This window comes from Cupriavidus sp. 2TAF22 (assembly GCF_052115045.1).
Taxonomy (GTDB): domain Bacteria; phylum Pseudomonadota; class Gammaproteobacteria; order Burkholderiales; family Burkholderiaceae; genus Cupriavidus.
Map to the genome: position 1 here is coordinate 104,757 of NZ_JBFRFX010000013.1, position 15,859 is coordinate 120,615.

Consider the following 15,859-nt stretch of genomic DNA (forward strand, 5'->3'; position numbering starts at 1 on the left):
GAGACCTCCATGCAATCTCATCAAGACTCCCGGGACATCGCCGTGCGCCATGACGGCCACGTGGCGATCGTCGAGCTGGTACGTCCCCCACACAACTATTTCGACGAGGCGTTGATCCATGACCTCGTTGCGATCTTCGAACGCCTCGACGACGATGCGTCGTGCCGCGCCATCGTGCTCGCCGCGCAAGGCAAGGCCTTCTGCGCCGGCGCCGATTTCTCGGGCGGCCCCACCGATCCGCAGATGCCGCGCCGGATCTACAAGCACGCCGTGCGCCTGTTTCGCACGCGCAAGCCGATCATCGCCGCGGTACATGGCCCGGCCATCGGCGGCGGCGTCGGACTCGCACTGGTGGCCGATTTCCGTGTGACCAGCGACGCCGCGCGCTTCGCGGTCAACTTCAACCGGCTCGGCATTCATCCGGGCTTCGGGCTGTCGGTCACGCTGCCTCGCCTGATCGGCATGCAGCAGGCTACGAAGCTGTTGTTCACCGGACGCCGGATCACCGGCCGCGAGGCGGTCGAGATCGGTCTGGCCGACGTGCTGGCGCCGGACGACGCCGTGCTCGAGCACGCCGTGATGCTCGCGCAGGAAATCGCGGCATCGGCGCCGCTGGCCGTGGTGTCGACCCGCGCCACGCTGCGCCAGGGCCTGGCCGACGCCGTGTCTGCCGCCGTGGACCGCGAGGCGTCGGAACAGGAATGGCAGGTGCAGACTGCCGATTTCGCCGAAGGCGTGGCCGCCACGGCCGCGCGCCGTGCCGCCGTATTCACGGGGAAATAGTGATGCTGAACCAGTTGCTGCAAACCTTCCGCCTCGCCGAGCTTCCGCCCGAGGCCGAGGCCTTCCGCGCCGAAGTCAGGCAATTCCTCGCAGATCACCAGCCGGCGGCGTCCGCCGAGCGCCGCGCGCGCTCGTGGATGGGCTTCGACGCCGATTTCAGCCGTCGCCTCGCCGCGCGCGGCTGGGTCGGGCTGACGCTGCCGCCCGCCTATGGCGGCGCGGGGATCGATGCGTTCCGCCGCTTCGTGCTCGTTGAGGAACTGCTGAGCGCGGGCGCACCCGTCGCCGCGCACTGGATCGCCGACCGCCAGAGCGGTCCGCAGATCCTGCGCTATGGCAGCGAAGCGCAGCGGCAGTTCTACCTGCCGCGCCTGTGCCGTGGCGAGGCATTCTTCTGCATCGGCATGAGCGAGCCCAATTCCGGCTCCGACCTCGCCAGCGTACGCAGCCGCGCCACGCCGACCGGGACGGGTTGGCGGCTGAACGGGCAGAAGATCTGGACGACCAATGCCCATCACTGCCAGTACATGATCGCACTGGTGCGCACGTCGGGCGCGCCGGAGGACAAACAGAAAGGGCTGTCCCAACTCATCGTCGATCTGTCGCTGCCGGGCGTCACGATCCGCCCGATCCACGACCTCACAGGCGACGCGCATTTCTGCGAAGTCGTCTTCGACAACGTCGAGCTTGCCGCCGACACGCTGATCGGCGAAGAAGGCAGCGGCTGGGAGCAGGTCAATGCCGAACTTGCTTTCGAGCGCAGCGGGCCGGAGCGCATCTACTCGAGCATCGTGCTGCTCGACCTGTGGGCGAACCACCTGCGCCGCCATGGCGCCACGCGCGAAGAGGCTGCCGCGCTCGGTCGATTCGTCACGCATATCGCCACGCTGCGCAATATGTCGGTCGCCGTGACGGCCAAGCTCGCACGCCACGAAAGCCCGGTGGTCGAAGCCGCGCTCGTGAAAGACCTCGGCACGGAGATCGAACAGGCCATTCCGGCCTATATCGAATCCGCGATGGCCGCCGACCCGGACTCGCCGCCCGACCCCGAGTTGTACCGCACGGTCGCATACCTGAGCCAGATTTCGCCGACCTTCTCGCTGCGCGGCGGCACGCGCGAAATCCTGCGCGGCATGATCGCGCGCGCGCTAGGCCTGCGCTGAGACGCCCCCGCAGGCCATATACGGGAGACCACCCATGTTCACAGAAGCCATTGAAGCCATCCTGCAGGACCAATTCACGCCGGCTGCCATTCGCGCGATCGAAGCCGGGGCCGATCCCGCGCCTGCGTGGAACGCGCTCGCCGACGCCGGATTTCTCGAACTGCTAGCCGCCGAAGACGCCGGCGGTGCGGGACTGTCGCTGTCCGACCTCTTTTCGATTTTCACCACCATCGGCAGCCACGCCGTGCCGGTGCCGCTCGCGCAAAGCATCGCCGCCCGCGCGCTGCTCGCACGCACCGATACCGCCGCGCCGGGCGGCATGATCACGCTGGCCCAGTCGTGCCGCCGCGAGGCCAACGGCGCGCTCGTGTGCGCATACACGCCGTTCGGTGCGGTCGCCGACTTCACCCTGGCCGGCACGGCTGACGGTTTGCATCTGCTCGACTGCCGCGGGGCCGAGCGCATCGGCACAGGCGTGCGCGGCAGCCAGCGCGCGACATTGCGCTGGCTGCCCGGCGATGTCGCCACGCCTCTGCCCGGTGCGACCTCCGCCGACGTCCAGGCATGGGGCGCCGCACTCCACGCCGCGCTGATCGCGGGGGCCGCCGCGCGCGTCGGCGCGATGACGCTCCAGTACTGCCAGGACCGCTCGCAGTTCGGCAAGTCGATCGGCAAGTACCAGGCGATCCAGCATCAACTGGCGGTCATGACCGAGCACATCGCCGCCGCCACGGTGGCCGCCGAGCTCGCCTTCGGCACCAACGGCACGCAGCCGCAGCGACTGACGGCGGCGATTGCGAAGGCACGCAGCAGCGAGGCGGCGCAACTGGTAGCCGCGAGCGCGCATGGTCTGCATGGGGCGATCGGGGTGACGCAGGAGTATGACCTGCAATTGCTGACGCGGCGGTTGCACGAATGGCGGGCCGCGCACGGATCGGAGGCGTGTTGGTCTGTCCAGGTCGGGGAAGCCCTCCTGGCCAGTGAAGCAGGCACCGTGGAGTTTGTGAGAAAAGCCACGCTATTGGAGGAGCAAGGCGGGAGGCGGGAGGTGGTAAGCGAAGCACTGCTGAAACTGCGCTTCGGCGCGTATGTCCCTTGTCGCGGCTAGCGTGGGCGTATCAGTTCCGAATCGGGCGCAATCAAGCCACCGATAGTGACAGGGATGCTCACTTCTTTCTCCTGATCGGTTCAAGGCCAATGCCGGATGTACCGTTCGAATTGGATTTCGTGCTACCACCGCCTTTCATGAACCTGCGCCCCCGCCCGTCCGCCCACACGATCATTGGACTGTGTGGGCGGCAGGTTCCTGGCGAAATTACGCCTGGAACACCTGGCGATTGGCCTGTACAAACGCAGCCACGGTCTGCGGCGCCTTGCCCGTGATTTCTTCGATAACGCCATCCGTACCGGAGAAGATTCCGTTCTGATAGTCGATGGCGGTTTCAAGGAAATGCTGGATCACGAACTCAGGCAGCTTGTACTTCTCCAGATGTTCGCGATATTGCTCGAGGGTCGATGGCACATAGGTGATCTCGCGTCCCAGCACCTTGCTGATCTCGCTGGCGATCTCCTGCTGATTCAGCTCGACGGGGCCGAATAGAGAGTAAGTCTTGCCAATATGGCCTGCGGGTTCCGCGAGAATGTTGGCGATCAGACGCGCCTGGTCCTCGGCTGCGATCGGCGCATGACGCCCTTCCCCGTAGGGCAGCGTGATCTTGCCTTCCTGCACCAAAGGATCGAGCACCCACGGAAATGTCAGCCATTCGGAGAAGTACGTCGGGCGAATATGGACTGCCGGAACGTCGGACCAGTCGAGAACGCGCTCGGCAATCCAGTGATCGCGCGCGGCATGGCTCCTGGAATCTTCCCGCGCCGAGATTTGCGACATCTCGACCACGACCTCGACGCCGGCACGCCGTGCGGCATCAGCGAAGTACGAGGTGGCCTGGATGTAGCCGGGACGAACCGGATAGCACAGGTACGCGCCGTCCACTCCGTCCATGGCGCGAATCACGTCGTCGTGCTCGAGGAGGTCGCCGACGAAAATCTCTGCCCCTTCTTCGCGCAGGGCTGCGCTCCGCTCATCCTCCTGGTGTACGAAGGCGCGAACCGCGTGCCCCGCCTTCAGCAGGAACCGGACGGTGTAGACGCCGGTCTTGCCCGTGGCGCCCGTGATGAGGAATTTGCGCTGTTCCATTAATTACTCCAATCTGTGAATGTGTCCGACAGGTTTACATCGCCCCGAGGTGTTGCTTCACATCCTCCAGAATCGCCGTTGAAGCGTCGGCATCTTCAACGACTCTTGACATCGTGACGGCCCCGATCATGGCTGCCAGCGCGAACACGGCAGACGACCTGGCTTCCTGCGGCGGCTTGTCCGCCAGTTGCTTCGCCAGTACGTCGACCAGATCATCAAAACCTTGCGCGGCGGCCGCGCGCGTTTGTTTATCGGCCCTGGCGAGTTCGCTTCCCATTGCCGCCAGAGGGCATCCGCCGGTCGGTGTGTCGCGGTGGGCCTGAGACACGTAGGCTTCCACCATGGCGGCGAAACCGCTGGCAGCCTGACTGTCGCGAGCGACCGTTGTCAGCCCCTCGATCACTTCAGTCATGGCCTGAGAACACGCTTCTGCAACCAACTGGTCCTTCGAGTCGAAATGCCGATAGAAGCCGCCCTGCGTAAGGTTCAACGGAGACATCACGTCGCTCAGCCCCGTCGCCTGGATGCCGTTCAGCCGGAATTCCCGCGCGGCAACCTCGACAATGCGTCGACGGGTTTCCGCCGTCTCGACCTTCGTCTTCCTCATCTCGCCGCTCCTGTTGTGTGTGGTCGCTAACAATCTTAAATAGATTGTAGGTACCATCTAAATGGAAGTCAAGAAGAGAAGCTTGCGCGAAGCGAGTGCGGATTAGTAGACCTGAAGCCAGGGGCCGTGGCGCCCTGGGCAGAGGCCTTGAGACCGTTGATCACGGCGGGTCGCATCGAGACGGTCTCAAACCAACGCGTAAGGGCAGATGATTTGCCCACACCCGACGCTCCCCCAATGCAGGCGTTTCCAGAACGCCCGGCACGGGACGGCGGTCAGACAGAAAGGCGACAAGCGAGCCAAAGAGCGGCACACCTCCCGCCCCTGTCTTCTGTTCTAACTGTGTGGGTCGAACGATCACGAAATACGGTCAGGCTGGCTCTTGCGTCCCGCTTGTGCGATGGCGCGCGGCATCTGCCTCGTAGGTGCGCGAGGCCAGGACGAAGAAGACCGCCGCCGCCAGCGCAAACACGGGCGCCAGCGTCAGTGCCGGCTTCAGGCCGAGAACGTCCGAGAACGCGCCGACGAGCAGGGGGCCCGGCGCGAGGCCAATCAGGTTGTTGGCCAGGGAGATGATCGCCGTCACCGTCGCGCGCACGCCGGGATGGGTGACATCGCAAACGATGGCCCCGGAACAGCCTCCGTGCGCGGCGGCGAACAATGCGCCAAGGAAGATCAGGCCCAGGGCCAGCGGACCGGGCGGCAGCGCGAATGCGGTAATCAGTACCAGAGCCGACAGCACCGCATAGGCGGCGGGCACCAGCGCCCGGCGTCGCGGATGCCTGGCGCTAAGCCGGTCCGCCAGACCGCCGCCAAAGATCATGCCGATGCCGGAAGCCAGCACGGCCACGCCGGCCATCAGCCCTGCCTGCTTCACGTCCATGCCCTGGTAGCGGCCGAGGTATGTCGGCAGCCATGCAATGAGGATCGCCGGTATTGCCATCTGCAATCCGCTCGCGACGTAGGTGAGATTGCCCGAGCGCGCGGCAAACACTTCGCGCGCGATCTGGCCGAGGCGCAGCCGGGCCGGCGCGGCATCCCCCTGCCCCTCGGCGCTCAACGCGGCGGTCTTGTAGTCGCGCACGACGAAGGGATAGATCAGGGCCAGCAGCAGGCCCGGCGCCCCCACGGCAAAGAAGGCCATGCGCCACCCCGCCTGGGCCGCCACGGCGCCCCCGACGACCACGCCGAGTACGGACCCGAACAAGCCGGCCGACAGGAATGCGCCCAGCACCGCGGCGCGCTGCCTGGCGGGAAACACATGGGCCAGCAACGCGGCCCCCGCTGCACCGTAAGCCGCCTCGCCGAGGCCGACGAACATCCGCGCCAGCAGCAACTGGCCATAGCTCTGCGCCAGGCCGCAGGCGATAGTCGCCAGGCACCACACGAAGGCCATCAGCGTGATGCTCTTGACTCGTCCCCAGCGGTCCGAGACCAGTGAAATCGGCACGCACAGCACGCCGACGGCAAGCGAGACCACGCTCACCAGCATCCCGAGTTGCGAGTCGGAGAGCGCCCATTCGGCTTTCAAGGCGGGAAATACCGCGCCGATGAGCTGGCGCGACAGATAGTCGGACAGCATCAGGCCAAAGGTGAGCGCGAACACGACCCACGCATGGGCACGCGACAGCCCGGCGGGCGCGTTCAGGGGGGTGTTGGCCGTTACGGCCGACAGGGTAGTGGTTTTCACGTCTGGCATCCCTTGGGTTAAGCCTACTGGTCGAAGTGCATTCAGATGTACGTCGGCCACGCGCGCATCTCGTGCTGGCCGATGCCGCCGTTACCTTCGCGGCGATGGGTGGCCAATGCTTCGATCAGCCAGGCGCGGGTCTGCTGCGGGGGAATCACGGCCTGTACGCCGAAGGCGCCGGCCAGTGCGTAGGCCGAGGTATCGCGCGCCAGTTCGGCCTTCAGTCGGTCAAAGCGCGCCGGGTCGTCCTCGCGCTTGATGCCGTGGAGCACGCTGACGCCGATCTGCGGGTCCATGAAGCTGGTGTCGGCGCTGGTCCAGGCCGCCACCTCGTCGCTGTTGCGGCCGCCGCCCATGTTGATGTAGGCCTGGCCGTAGCTCTTGCGCAGGATGACTGACAGCTTAGGCACGCTGCACAGTTGCACGGCGTGAATCATGTTCATGATATGCGCGGGTGCAGCCTTGCGCTCGCCCTCGATGCCGACCAGGAAGCCCGGCGTGTCGACCAGGAAGAGGATCGGTATGTTGAACGAATCGCACATCACCAGGAACGACGTGACCTTGCGGCAAGCCTCGGGGTCCATCGCGCCGCCCTTGAACATCGGATTCGAGGCGACGATGCCCACGCTCTCGCCATTCAGCCGCGCCAGGCCGGTCACCGCGGCACGACCGAAGCGATCCTTCAGGTTGAAGAAGCTGCCTTCGTCGACGATGCCGGCGATGACCTTGCGCATATCGTAGGTCTTGCTGCGCGCCGACGGCACGAGTTCGAGGAGCCTGTCCGCGTCGGGCGCGGTCGCCTTGGCAGCCGGGAGGCTCGGCGGGCGGACGCCGGCGTGCGACGGCAGGTAGCCGAGGAAGCGGCGGATTGCCGCCAGCGCTTCCTCGTCGCTGTCGACGATCACGTCCACCAGCCCGGTCTGCTCGGCATGCAGCTTCCAGCCGCCGAGTTCCCCGGGATCGACCGCTTCGCCGATGGCCAGCGACGTGACCCGCGCGCTCGACACCGCGAGGAACGCGCCCTTGCGCATGACCACGAAATCGGAAAGGCAGGTGTACCAGGTCGACGAGCCCAGGCAAGGCCCGAGCACCGCGCTCACCCAAGGAATTTCACGCCGGCGGCAGTACTGCTGCGGGTCCTGGCCGGCACCGGCCATCGCTTCCGCGCCCAGGCTGTCAGGCACACGCGAGCCGCTCGACTCGCCCAGGAAGATCAGCGGCATGCCGCTGCGCGTGGCCGTCTCCTTCAGGCGGGCGATCTTGCGCATGTTGACCGCCGAGGACGACGCGCCCATGACGGTCATGTCGTTCGACACCACCGCCACTCGCCGTCCGTCGACGCGCCCCGTGCCGGTGATCTTGGCGTCGGCCGGCGATGTGCCGCGGTCGGCGGGAAGCACCGAGACCGCCAGCATGCCAGTCTCGCTGAACGAGCCGTCGTCCAACAGTTGCGCGATGCGCTCGCGCGCGTTCAGATGGCCGCTGGCCCGGCGCCGGGCGAGCTTGGCTTCGCCTCCCATCGCCAGGGCCTCACGGATACGGGCGTCGAGCCGGGCGCGTTGTGCCTCGTAGCTGCCAGGGCCCGCTGCGGTATCCGTCACCGGGTCGGGAAGTTCGAGCGTGGTGTCCATGCCGGTGGTCCTCCCTTAGCGCATCGTGCGGCCGACCGGGCCGAGGCGGCGGGCGGTGGCCCGGTATGCGTCTTCGACCCAGGCGCAAAGCAGCGGTCGCGTGCTCGCCGGTTCGATGATGTCGAGCACACCGAAGCGTTCGGCGGTGCGCATCGGCGAGGAGATCGCGTGGTAGTGCGCCTCCAGGTCCAGGCGGTGTGCGACCGGGTCCGCGGCCGCGGCGATGTCCTGCTTGTAGGCCGCGGCAACGCCGCCTTCGACCGGGATCGAGCCCCAGCGTGCCGACGGCCACGCATAGCGGTTCGGCAGCGCGGTGCCCGACGGCCCGTGCCACGGGCTCAGCATGGCGCCGGCCAAGCCCACGCAACGCCGCAGCACGATCGCCAGCCAAGGCACGCCAGACTGCTCGATCGCATGCATGGCCTGCAGCGCGGCGGACAGCGTGCCTTCGCGCTCGGCGTCGGGGCCGGTCATCACGCCCGGTTGATCGGCCAGGTTGACGATGGGCAGGTGGAAGGTGTCGCACAGGTCGACGAAGCGCGCCATCTTCAGCGCGGCGGCGCGCGTCAGGGCGCCGCCCATCACCATCGGGTTGTTGGTCATCACGCCTACCGCATGGCCGTTCAGGCGCGCCAGGCAGGTGATGGTCGAGCCGCCGAAGTCCGGCGACATCTCGAACAGCGAGCCTTCATCGAAGATCGCCTTCAGGATCTTGCGCGCCTGGAACACCTTGCGCTTGTCGGCGGGGATCGCGCGGTTGAGCCACTCGTCGCAGCGATCGACCGGATCCTCGCAGGCCACGCGCGGCGGCTGTTCCCACACATTGCCGGGAAGGTACGAAAGGAAACGCCGCGTGGCCTCCAGGGCCTGCTCTTCGGTTTCGACGGCCAGGCTCACCGCGCCGCTGAATCGGTGCATCGCGTCGTAGCCGCCCAGCCCCTCCTTGTCGATGTCGAGGCCCAGCGCCTGCTTCACTACCGGCGGCCCGCCGGCGAAGACCTGGCTCTTGCCACGAATCATGATGGACAGGTGGGCGGAACCGACCCGCACCGCGCCAAGGCCCGCGCAGGCGCCCAGCGCGATACCAACGACCGGCACGGCGCCGAGCAGCTGCGTCATCGGCAACATGGCGTAGCCCGGGATCTTGGTGTGGCCGAGCTTGTCGAGCAGCTTGACGCTGCCGCCGGCGCTGTCGACCATGCGCACGATCGGCAGCTTGTACTCCCAGGCGTAACGGTCAGCGTAGATCCACTTTTCCGATACCGAGCCTTCGGACGAGCCGGCGCGGATCGTGAAGTCGTCGGCCGCCACCACCGTGCGCCGCGCGTCGATCTTGCCGATGCCGACGACCGCATTGCTGGGCGTGAACTGCTCGCGCTTGCGATCCGCGCCGTATTTGACGGAACCGGCCAGCACGCCGATCTCGGCGAAGCTGCCGGCGTCGAGCAAGTAATCGATACGTTCGCGCGCGGTGAGCTTGCCTTGTGCGTGATGGCGCGCGACCTGCTCCTCGCCGCCGAGTGCATGCGCGATGGCGCGGCGCTGTGTCAGCTCATGGAGCTCGTCCGTCCATTCGCCATTGGCAGGTTGGGTTGCAGGTTGGGTTGGAGACTGCGTTGCGGGCTGGGTTGCCTGAGTCGTGTTCATTTGGAAATCGCTCCTTCTGCATGGCGCGCCAGGTAGGCGTCGCGCAAGTCGTTCTTGGTCACCTTGCCGGCATGGTTGCGCGGCAGCGCGTCGACAAACTCGATCACGCGTGGCTTCTTGTAGCCGGCGATCAGCCCGGCGCAATGGCGGCCGAGCGCATCGGCGTCGCCGCCCTGTCCGGGCCGGCGCACCACGAATGCCGCGACCACCTCGCCCCACTCGGCGTCGGGCAGGCCCAGCACCGCCACCTCCGCTACAGCCGGATGCGCGTGCAGCGCGTCCTCGACTTCGCGCGCATAGACGTTGAAGCCGCCGCTGATCATCATGTCCTTGTTGCGGCCGACGATGTAGAGAAAGCCTTCGTCGTCGAAGCGGCCAAGGTCGCCGCTGTAATACCAGCCGTCACGGATGGATTCGCGCTCCAGGTCTGGCCGGCGCCAGAACGCCACGGCGCCGATGCCCTGGTGCGCCAGTGCGATCTCGCCCACCTCACCGGTCTGCAAGGCTTGCCCGTCGGCATCGCGCACCGTGATCCCGACATTCATGGTCGGCCGGCCGCACGAGGCGATGCGCGCCGAGGGCTGGCCGTGCTCCAGGTGCTCGTGCGGGTAGAGCACGGACAAGGGCTGGACCGCTTCGGTCATGCCGTATTGCTGGCGCAGGATCGGACCCAGCCGCTGCAGCGCCTCATGGATCGTGCTGGTTGGCGTCGGCGCGGTGCCGTAGTGCACGCGCCGCAGGGCAGACACGTCCGCGGCGGGGTTGGCGGCCAGCGCTTCAAGCAGGCGGCTCAGCATGGTAGGCACCACCATCAACTGGGTGATGCGATCGCTGGCGATCTGCGCCAGCACCTGCCCGGCATCGAAGCGGTCGGCCACGATATTGCGTGCCCCACGCAAGTAGCACGGCAGCAGGTGCACCCCGGCCGCGTGTGTGAGCGGGCCGGCGTGAAGCATCGCGTCATCGATGCCGAGGCCGTATTCCATGGCACCAAACTGGTTGGCCAGGCGTGCTTCCCAGCGCTCGATGCTATAGGCAACGCCCTTCGGCTGGCCGGTCGTCCCCGAGGTGTAGGCGATTCGCAGCAGCAGACCGGCCGGCACCTCAAGGCCCGGGAAACGGTCCGAAGCGCGGGCGAGCAGCGCATCGAACCCGAGCACGCCGGCGTCATGCCAGCCCACGCCGATCACGTGCCGCAGCGACGGCACGTGATGGCGCACCTGCTGCGCAATCTCGCGAAACTCGGCGCCGGCGATCAGCACCGAAGCCTCGGCGTCGTTGAGGATCGCCGCCTGCTCGCGCAAGGTGTGGCGCGCGTTCAGGGCCACGTAGGCCTGCGCCGCCTTTTCGGCGCCGAACTGGCTGTCGATGCTCTCCACCGAGTTGTTGAGCAGCACGGCAAGCCGTTCGCCGGGACGCAGTTCCAGGCCGATCAGCGCGTTGGCGAGCTGATTGCTGCGCCGTTCGATCTGCGTATAGCTGAAGCTGCGGTCGCGGAACACGACCGCGGGCCGGTCGCGAAACTGCGCTGCGGCCCATGACAGGGCATGGCCTGCGATTCTCTTTGCACTCATTGGAGCAAGTCCTTTGTTCGGAGGGCGGCACTCGCCCTTTCGTGTCCGGCGGCTTCGCGCCCGGCGCTCGCCGTGTCCGCCTCCAGTTGCCTCACGGCTTCGTGGCGCGAAGCGTCGATCAGTTGTTCGATGGCATTGGCCGCGCGGTTCGCGTCGCCGGCCTTCAGGTCGTTCAGCAGCGTCCGCCAGATGCGTGCCGATGCTTCGCGTCGCGCCGCGGTGGCCAGCCCGAGCCTGGCGTAGCGCCGCGTCTGCCGCGCCAGCGAGCCCAGGATTTCAGCGAGCCGCTCGTTGCCGGAACTGTCGGCCAGCATGCGGCCCAGGCGGTCGATGATGGCGAGATAGGCGTCGCCCGGGCCGCAGCCCTGCACCACCGTTTCAAGCTCGCGCACTTCGGCGTCGATCCAGGCAATGACCGCATCGTTGCGGCGGCCAAGCCGGCGGATCATCGCGGCCACCAGGTCGCGGCGGATATCGAAGAGGTCGCAGACCTCCTTGATGGAGAGCTGCGTGACGTGGGCGCCACGATTGGGCAGGATGCGCACGACCGAGTCCTTCTCCAGGATGCGCAACGCTTCGCGCACCGGTCCGCGGCTCACCGCGAACTGCTCGGCGAGCGTTTCTTCGCGGATGCGTTCGCCCGGCGCGTACTCGCCCCGTTCGATGGCCGCGAAGATGCGCTCTGCGATCTGCTCCGGCACCGTCTGCAAGTGATGGCTCGCGCCGGCGCGCATCGGCGCCCCTTGCGAGTCCCCTGCCGCGTCCGGGTGCTTCATGGCGCTCACTCTTCTTCGAAGACCGCGATTTCCTGCCCTTCGCGCACCGGCTCGCCCTCGGCGATCAGCAGCTTGAGGACCCTGCCGACTTCGGGCGCCAGCACCGGGATCTCCATCTTCATCGATTCGAGAATCATGATGGTGTCGTCGGCCTGCAGCGCGGTGCCTGGTTCCACCACTACCTTCCACACGGTGCCGGTGATCTCGGATCGAATCGTCTCTGTCGTCATGTCGAGTTCCTGAATTAGCCCGACCCCACGTCGGATGACTGGACTTTATTCTACATTACGATTGTTGACAATAGGAATGTGAGCATGATTTAATGAATCCATGCGCTGACGAAGACGCGCACACTTCCGTAGATGGAGACAAAGCCATGCCCCTTTCCCATACCGACGTACGTCGTATCCTCGAAATCCTCGACAGCGCTGAACACCTGGAATCGCTGGACGTGACGGTCGGCGAGTTCGCGCTGCATGCCCGCAAGCCCGGGGCCGCGGCGTTCGCGCCAGAGCGGGCACCGCAGTCCGCCGCCCCGCGCGCCGCCGTGCCTGCGGCGCAAGCCCCCGGCACCACCGGTGCGTCTGCCGCGCCACCCCCTCTTGAAGACGTGCCTGCGGGCCTGGTTGCGGTACGCGCGCCGATGGTCGGCACCTTCTATCTGCACCCCAGCCCCGACCAGCCGGCCTTTGTCGCGGTGGGCAGCACGGTCGATATCGGCGACACGGTGTGTCTGGTCGAGGTGATGAAGATGTTCAACTCGGTCAAGGCCGAAGTGGCAGGCACCGTCGAGCGCATCGTGGTCGAGGACGGCAAGCCGGTGCAGCACGGCCAGATCGTGATGCTGATGAAGCCGGCACAGGAGGGCTGAATATGAACAACAATGCACAAGCCCCCGTGGCAAAGCGCGATATCCGGCGCGTGTTCGTCGCCAACCGTGGCGAAATCGCCGTGCGCGTGATTCGCGCCTGCCGCACCCTGGGTATCGAGGCGGTGGCAGGTGTCTCCGAAGCGGACACCGATACGCTAGCCGCCAGGCTGGCCGACGAAATGGTCGTGCTCGGTCCCCCGCTCGCTGCCGAGAGCTACCTGCGTGCCGACAAGATCGTCGAGGCGGCTTTGCGCACTGGCTGCGACGCGGTGCATCCCGGCTACGGCTTCCTGTCCGAACGCTCGTCGTTCGTGCGCGCCTGCATCAAGGCCGGGCTGGTGTTCGTGGGGCCGTCTGCCGAAGCCATCGATGCGATGGGTGACAAGATCACCGCCGTGGGCCTGGCCGAGCAGGCTGGCGTACCGCGCGTACCCGGCTCCGGCGCGCTGGCCGATGTGGCGCATGCGCGCCACGTCGGGGCGCAGATCGGCTACCCGGTGCTGATCAAGGCCACCGCCGGCGGCGGCGGGCGCGGCATGCGGGTGGTCAGGGAAGAAAGCGAACTTGAATCGCTGATGAGCTCGGCCGCCAACGAGGCGCAGTCCGCGTTCGGCGACGCCACGCTGTATATGGAGAAATTCATCGAGCATGCGCGCCATATCGAGATCCAGGTGATGGCCGATGCGCACGGCAACGTGGTCTACCTTGGCGAACGCGAATGCTCGACGCAGCGCCGCCACCAGAAGCTGATCGAAGAGGCACCCTCCCCGGCGGTCGATGCGGCAATGCGCCAGGCCATGGGCGAGTGCGCGGTGAGCCTGACACGTAACGCCGGCTACTGCGGCGCGGGCACGATCGAGTTCGTGGTCGACCAGCGCGATAACAAGTACTTCTTCCTGGAGATGAACACGCGCATCCAGGTCGAGCACCCGGTGACGGAGATGATCACCGGCTTCGACCTGGTCGCCGAGCAGATCCGGGTTGCGGCCGGGCTGCCGCTGTCGTTCACGCAGGACGACGTCCAGCTGCAGGGACATGCCATCGAATGCCGCATCAACGCCGAGGACCCGGACCGCAACTTCCTGCCGCGTCCGGGGCTGATCTCGCGCTGGGACGTGCCAAGCGGCGAAGGCATCCGCGTCGATACGCATTGCTATGCCGGCTACACCGTGCCGCCCTACTACGATTCGCTGCTCGGCAAGCTGATCGTGCATGCGGCCACGCGCGAGCAAGCCATCGCGCGCATGCGCGCCGCACTGGAAGGCCTGCAGGTCGAAGGCCCGACCACGACCGCGCGCTTCCATGACGCCGTGCTGGCGCATGAAGACTTCGTCGGCGGCCGGGTCACGACGCGCTGGGTCGAAGATACCTTCCTGCCGCAGCGCAAGGCGGAGCAAAAGGCCGCTGCGCAGGCCGCCAAGCAGGCACTGGCTGCCGCCGAGGTGAAGTCATGAGCACGCCCGCCCTGCGTTACACCGACGTCAGCCTGACCGACGGCCAGAGCGCGCGCTGGGCCGGCGCCATGACGACCCCGATGATGCTTGCCGTCGCCGCGCGGCTGGCGGCGGCCGCCCCGGCGGCGATCGAAGTCGCCTCCCCGGCCACGCTGCAGCAATGCGTGACGAGGGGCGAAGACCCCTGGCAGCGCATCGCGCTGCTGCGCGAACGCTGCCCCGGCATTGCGCTGCGCGCCGCCATTGCGCTGCTGACGGAACATGGCAGGCGCGGCATCGATGTGCTACCGACCGAGGCCGTCACGCTGTGGTTGCGCGAACTGGCGCAGCGCGGCGTGTCCGAGATCGTGCTGCTCGACCCGATGGTGGAGATCGCGCGTATCGCGCCGGTGCTGAAGGCTGGCAAGGCGCTCGGCCTGACCATGATCGCGGCCCTGCCGTTCGCGCCCGGCTCCACGCACAGCGACGATGCGTTGCAGGAGCAGGCCGCGGCCCTGGCCGAGGCAGGCGCGGCCCGCGTGATGCTGCGCGACGAAGCCGGCCTGCTGACCCCGGACCGCCTGGCCACGCTGCTGCCCGCGCTGCGCGCGGGACTGGGCACGGGACCGGGCGCCACGCCGCTGGATCTGCATCTGCGCTGCCAGACCGCGCTCGGTCCCATGGTTGCGCTGGAGGCGATACGGCTGGGTATCGCCGGGCTCGACACCGCGTTCGCGCCGCTCGCCAACGGCGCCTCGGTGCCGGCGCTGGGCACGCTGCTGAAATCGCTGCGCATGCTGGCCCTGGGAACACCGGCGAGCGAGCAGACACTGCACGCCGTGGGCGACGCCGGCCGCCTGCTCGCGGAACTGGCCGATCGCCACGGCTTCGCGCCGGCCCGCCCGTGGGTCTTTGACCTCGCCCCCTACGCACACCAGTTGCCGGGCGAAGTCGCTGCGCAGTGCATGCAACGGCTGGCCGAACTGGGGCTGACGCACAAGCTGCACGCCTTTGCCAACGAGTGCGCGCTGGTCCGCAGCGAGATCGGCATGCCGCCGATGCTGGCGCCGTTCGCGCGGCCGATTGCGGAACAGGCGCTGCGGCACCTGCAGGGCCTGCCGCGCTATGCCGAGCTTCGGCCCGGCGTGCGCCGCGCCTTGCAGCAGGTTCACGGCGCGGCGGCAGGCAATGTCGACGCCGGGTTGCTCCAGCGTGTCGGTGCGGTGCCCAAGGCAGCGGCACCATCGCTCGCCGCATTGCGCGCGGCACATCCCACGTCGAATGACGCGGCGCTGGTGCTCTTCCTTGCCTGCGGCGTCGCACCGGAATCGCTTCCTGCACCGGCTTCACCAGACGCGCTGCGTTATGTACCCACCACGCCAGCGGATGCACTCCTGGCCGGACTCACGGCACGCGCCGCACCCTATGCGCAACTCAGCGTGCAGGGCCCCGGCGTTTCGATCCAACTCCAGGGCACGGAGGGCTGA

Annotated in this window: 14 protein-coding genes; 6 read left to right on the forward strand and 8 right to left on the reverse strand. The window is 67.3% G+C overall.

The annotated features are described in order from the left end of the window. The first annotated feature begins 9 nt into the window (after window positions 1–9). Genes AB4Z48_RS16885 through AB4Z48_RS16895 form a run of 3 tightly spaced genes read left to right on the forward strand, consistent with a single transcriptional unit; the run spans window position 10 to window position 3,054 of the window. Entirely contained in the window at window positions 10–783 is a 774-nt protein-coding gene (locus tag AB4Z48_RS16885; protein WP_441615901.1) for an enoyl-CoA hydratase/isomerase family protein, read from the forward strand. A 5-nt stretch (window positions 784–788) separates the two neighbouring features. Continuing rightward, window positions 789–1,946: an acyl-CoA dehydrogenase family protein gene (locus tag AB4Z48_RS16890; RefSeq protein ID WP_441616498.1), complete on the forward strand. Its 1,158-nt coding sequence runs from the start codon at window positions 789–791 to the stop codon at window positions 1,944–1,946. A 34-nt stretch (window positions 1,947–1,980) separates the two neighbouring features. Next, window positions 1,981–3,054, forward strand: coding sequence for an acyl-CoA dehydrogenase family protein (locus AB4Z48_RS16895; protein WP_441615903.1), 1,074 nt, complete (start codon window positions 1,981–1,983; stop codon window positions 3,052–3,054). 207 nt (window positions 3,055–3,261) lie between these two features. Here the strand turns inward: AB4Z48_RS16895 and AB4Z48_RS16900 are convergent, their stop codons facing one another. The 8 genes from AB4Z48_RS16900 to AB4Z48_RS16935 all read right to left on the reverse strand — a co-directional run bounded on the left by AB4Z48_RS16900 (window position 3,262) and on the right by AB4Z48_RS16935 (window position 12,298). Then, window positions 3,262–4,143 (reverse strand): NmrA family NAD(P)-binding protein, encoded by an 882-nt coding sequence (locus AB4Z48_RS16900; protein WP_441615905.1) that lies wholly within the window; start codon window positions 4,141–4,143, stop codon window positions 3,262–3,264. A 34-nt stretch (window positions 4,144–4,177) separates the two neighbouring features. After that, on the reverse strand, window positions 4,178–4,750 hold the full coding sequence (locus AB4Z48_RS16905) for a TetR/AcrR family transcriptional regulator (RefSeq protein ID WP_441615907.1): 573 nt from the start codon (window positions 4,748–4,750) through the stop codon (window positions 4,178–4,180). Window positions 4,751–5,120: 370 nt separating this feature from the next. Continuing rightward, window positions 5,121–6,440, reverse strand: a complete 1,320-nt coding sequence (locus AB4Z48_RS16910) for an MFS transporter (RefSeq protein WP_441615909.1) — start codon at window positions 6,438–6,440, stop codon at window positions 5,121–5,123. A 41-nt stretch (window positions 6,441–6,481) separates the two neighbouring features. Next, window positions 6,482–8,071: an acyl-CoA carboxylase subunit beta gene (locus AB4Z48_RS16915; RefSeq protein ID WP_441615911.1), complete on the reverse strand. Its 1,590-nt coding sequence runs from the start codon at window positions 8,069–8,071 to the stop codon at window positions 6,482–6,484. 15 nt (window positions 8,072–8,086) lie between these two features. Then, on the reverse strand, window positions 8,087–9,718 hold the full coding sequence (locus tag AB4Z48_RS16920; protein WP_441615913.1) for an acyl-CoA carboxylase subunit beta: 1,632 nt from the start codon (window positions 9,716–9,718) through the stop codon (window positions 8,087–8,089). Next, on the reverse strand, window positions 9,715–11,292 hold the full coding sequence (locus tag AB4Z48_RS16925) for a class I adenylate-forming enzyme family protein (protein ID WP_441615915.1): 1,578 nt from the start codon (window positions 11,290–11,292) through the stop codon (window positions 9,715–9,717). Before AB4Z48_RS16925 ends, AB4Z48_RS16920 begins: the two co-directional genes overlap by 4 nt. Then, a complete protein-coding gene (locus AB4Z48_RS16930) occupies window positions 11,289–12,068 on the reverse strand; it encodes a GntR family transcriptional regulator (RefSeq protein WP_441615917.1) in 780 nt (259 codons plus the stop codon). Before AB4Z48_RS16930 ends, AB4Z48_RS16925 begins: the two co-directional genes overlap by 4 nt. Before the next feature lie 5 nt (window positions 12,069–12,073). Next, window positions 12,074–12,298 carry a biotin/lipoyl-binding carrier protein gene (locus tag AB4Z48_RS16935; RefSeq protein WP_441615919.1) on the reverse strand — a complete coding sequence of 75 codons (225 nt, stop codon included), beginning with the start codon at window positions 12,296–12,298 and terminating at the stop codon, window positions 12,074–12,076. A gap of 146 nt (window positions 12,299–12,444) precedes the next feature. Between AB4Z48_RS16935 and accB the strand changes: the two genes are divergently transcribed. Genes accB through AB4Z48_RS16950 form a run of 3 tightly spaced genes read left to right on the forward strand, consistent with a single transcriptional unit; the run spans window position 12,445 to window position 15,859 of the window. Then, window positions 12,445–12,939, forward strand: a complete 495-nt coding sequence (gene accB, locus AB4Z48_RS16940) for an acetyl-CoA carboxylase biotin carboxyl carrier protein (protein WP_441615921.1) — start codon at window positions 12,445–12,447, stop codon at window positions 12,937–12,939. A 2-nt stretch (window positions 12,940–12,941) separates the two neighbouring features. Next, a complete protein-coding gene (accC, locus tag AB4Z48_RS16945; protein ID WP_441615922.1) occupies window positions 12,942–14,393 on the forward strand; it encodes an acetyl-CoA carboxylase biotin carboxylase subunit in 1,452 nt (483 codons plus the stop codon). Next, window positions 14,390–15,859 (forward strand): hypothetical protein, encoded by a 1,470-nt coding sequence (locus tag AB4Z48_RS16950; RefSeq protein ID WP_441615924.1) that lies wholly within the window; start codon window positions 14,390–14,392, stop codon window positions 15,857–15,859. The genes accC and AB4Z48_RS16950 overlap by 4 nt, the downstream gene beginning before the upstream one ends.

Coding starts and splice junctions, on each gene's coding strand:
- AB4Z48_RS16885 (WP_441615901.1), top strand. CDS start 10: ATGCAATCTCATCAAGACTCCCGGGACATCGCCGTGCGCCATGACGGC.
- AB4Z48_RS16895 (WP_441615903.1), top strand. CDS start 1,981: ATGTTCACAGAAGCCATTGAAGCCATCCTGCAGGACCAATTCACGCCG.
- AB4Z48_RS16900 (WP_441615905.1), bottom strand. CDS start 4,143: ATGGAACAGCGCAAATTCCTCATCACGGGCGCCACGGGCAAGACCGGC.
- AB4Z48_RS16905 (WP_441615907.1), bottom strand. CDS start 4,750: ATGAGGAAGACGAAGGTCGAGACGGCGGAAACCCGTCGACGCATTGTC.
- AB4Z48_RS16915 (WP_441615911.1), bottom strand. CDS start 8,071: ATGGACACCACGCTCGAACTTCCCGACCCGGTGACGGATACCGCAGCG.
- AB4Z48_RS16920 (WP_441615913.1), bottom strand. CDS start 9,718: ATGAACACGACTCAGGCAACCCAGCCCGCAACGCAGTCTCCAACCCAA.
- AB4Z48_RS16925 (WP_441615915.1), bottom strand. CDS start 11,292: ATGAGTGCAAAGAGAATCGCAGGCCATGCCCTGTCATGGGCCGCAGCG.
- AB4Z48_RS16930 (WP_441615917.1), bottom strand. CDS start 12,068: ATGAAGCACCCGGACGCGGCAGGGGACTCGCAAGGGGCGCCGATGCGC.
- AB4Z48_RS16935 (WP_441615919.1), bottom strand. CDS start 12,298: ATGACGACAGAGACGATTCGATCCGAGATCACCGGCACCGTGTGGAAG.
- accB (WP_441615921.1), top strand. CDS start 12,445: ATGCCCCTTTCCCATACCGACGTACGTCGTATCCTCGAAATCCTCGAC.
- accC (WP_441615922.1), top strand. CDS start 12,942: ATGAACAACAATGCACAAGCCCCCGTGGCAAAGCGCGATATCCGGCGC.
- AB4Z48_RS16950 (WP_441615924.1), top strand. CDS start 14,390: ATGAGCACGCCCGCCCTGCGTTACACCGACGTCAGCCTGACCGACGGC.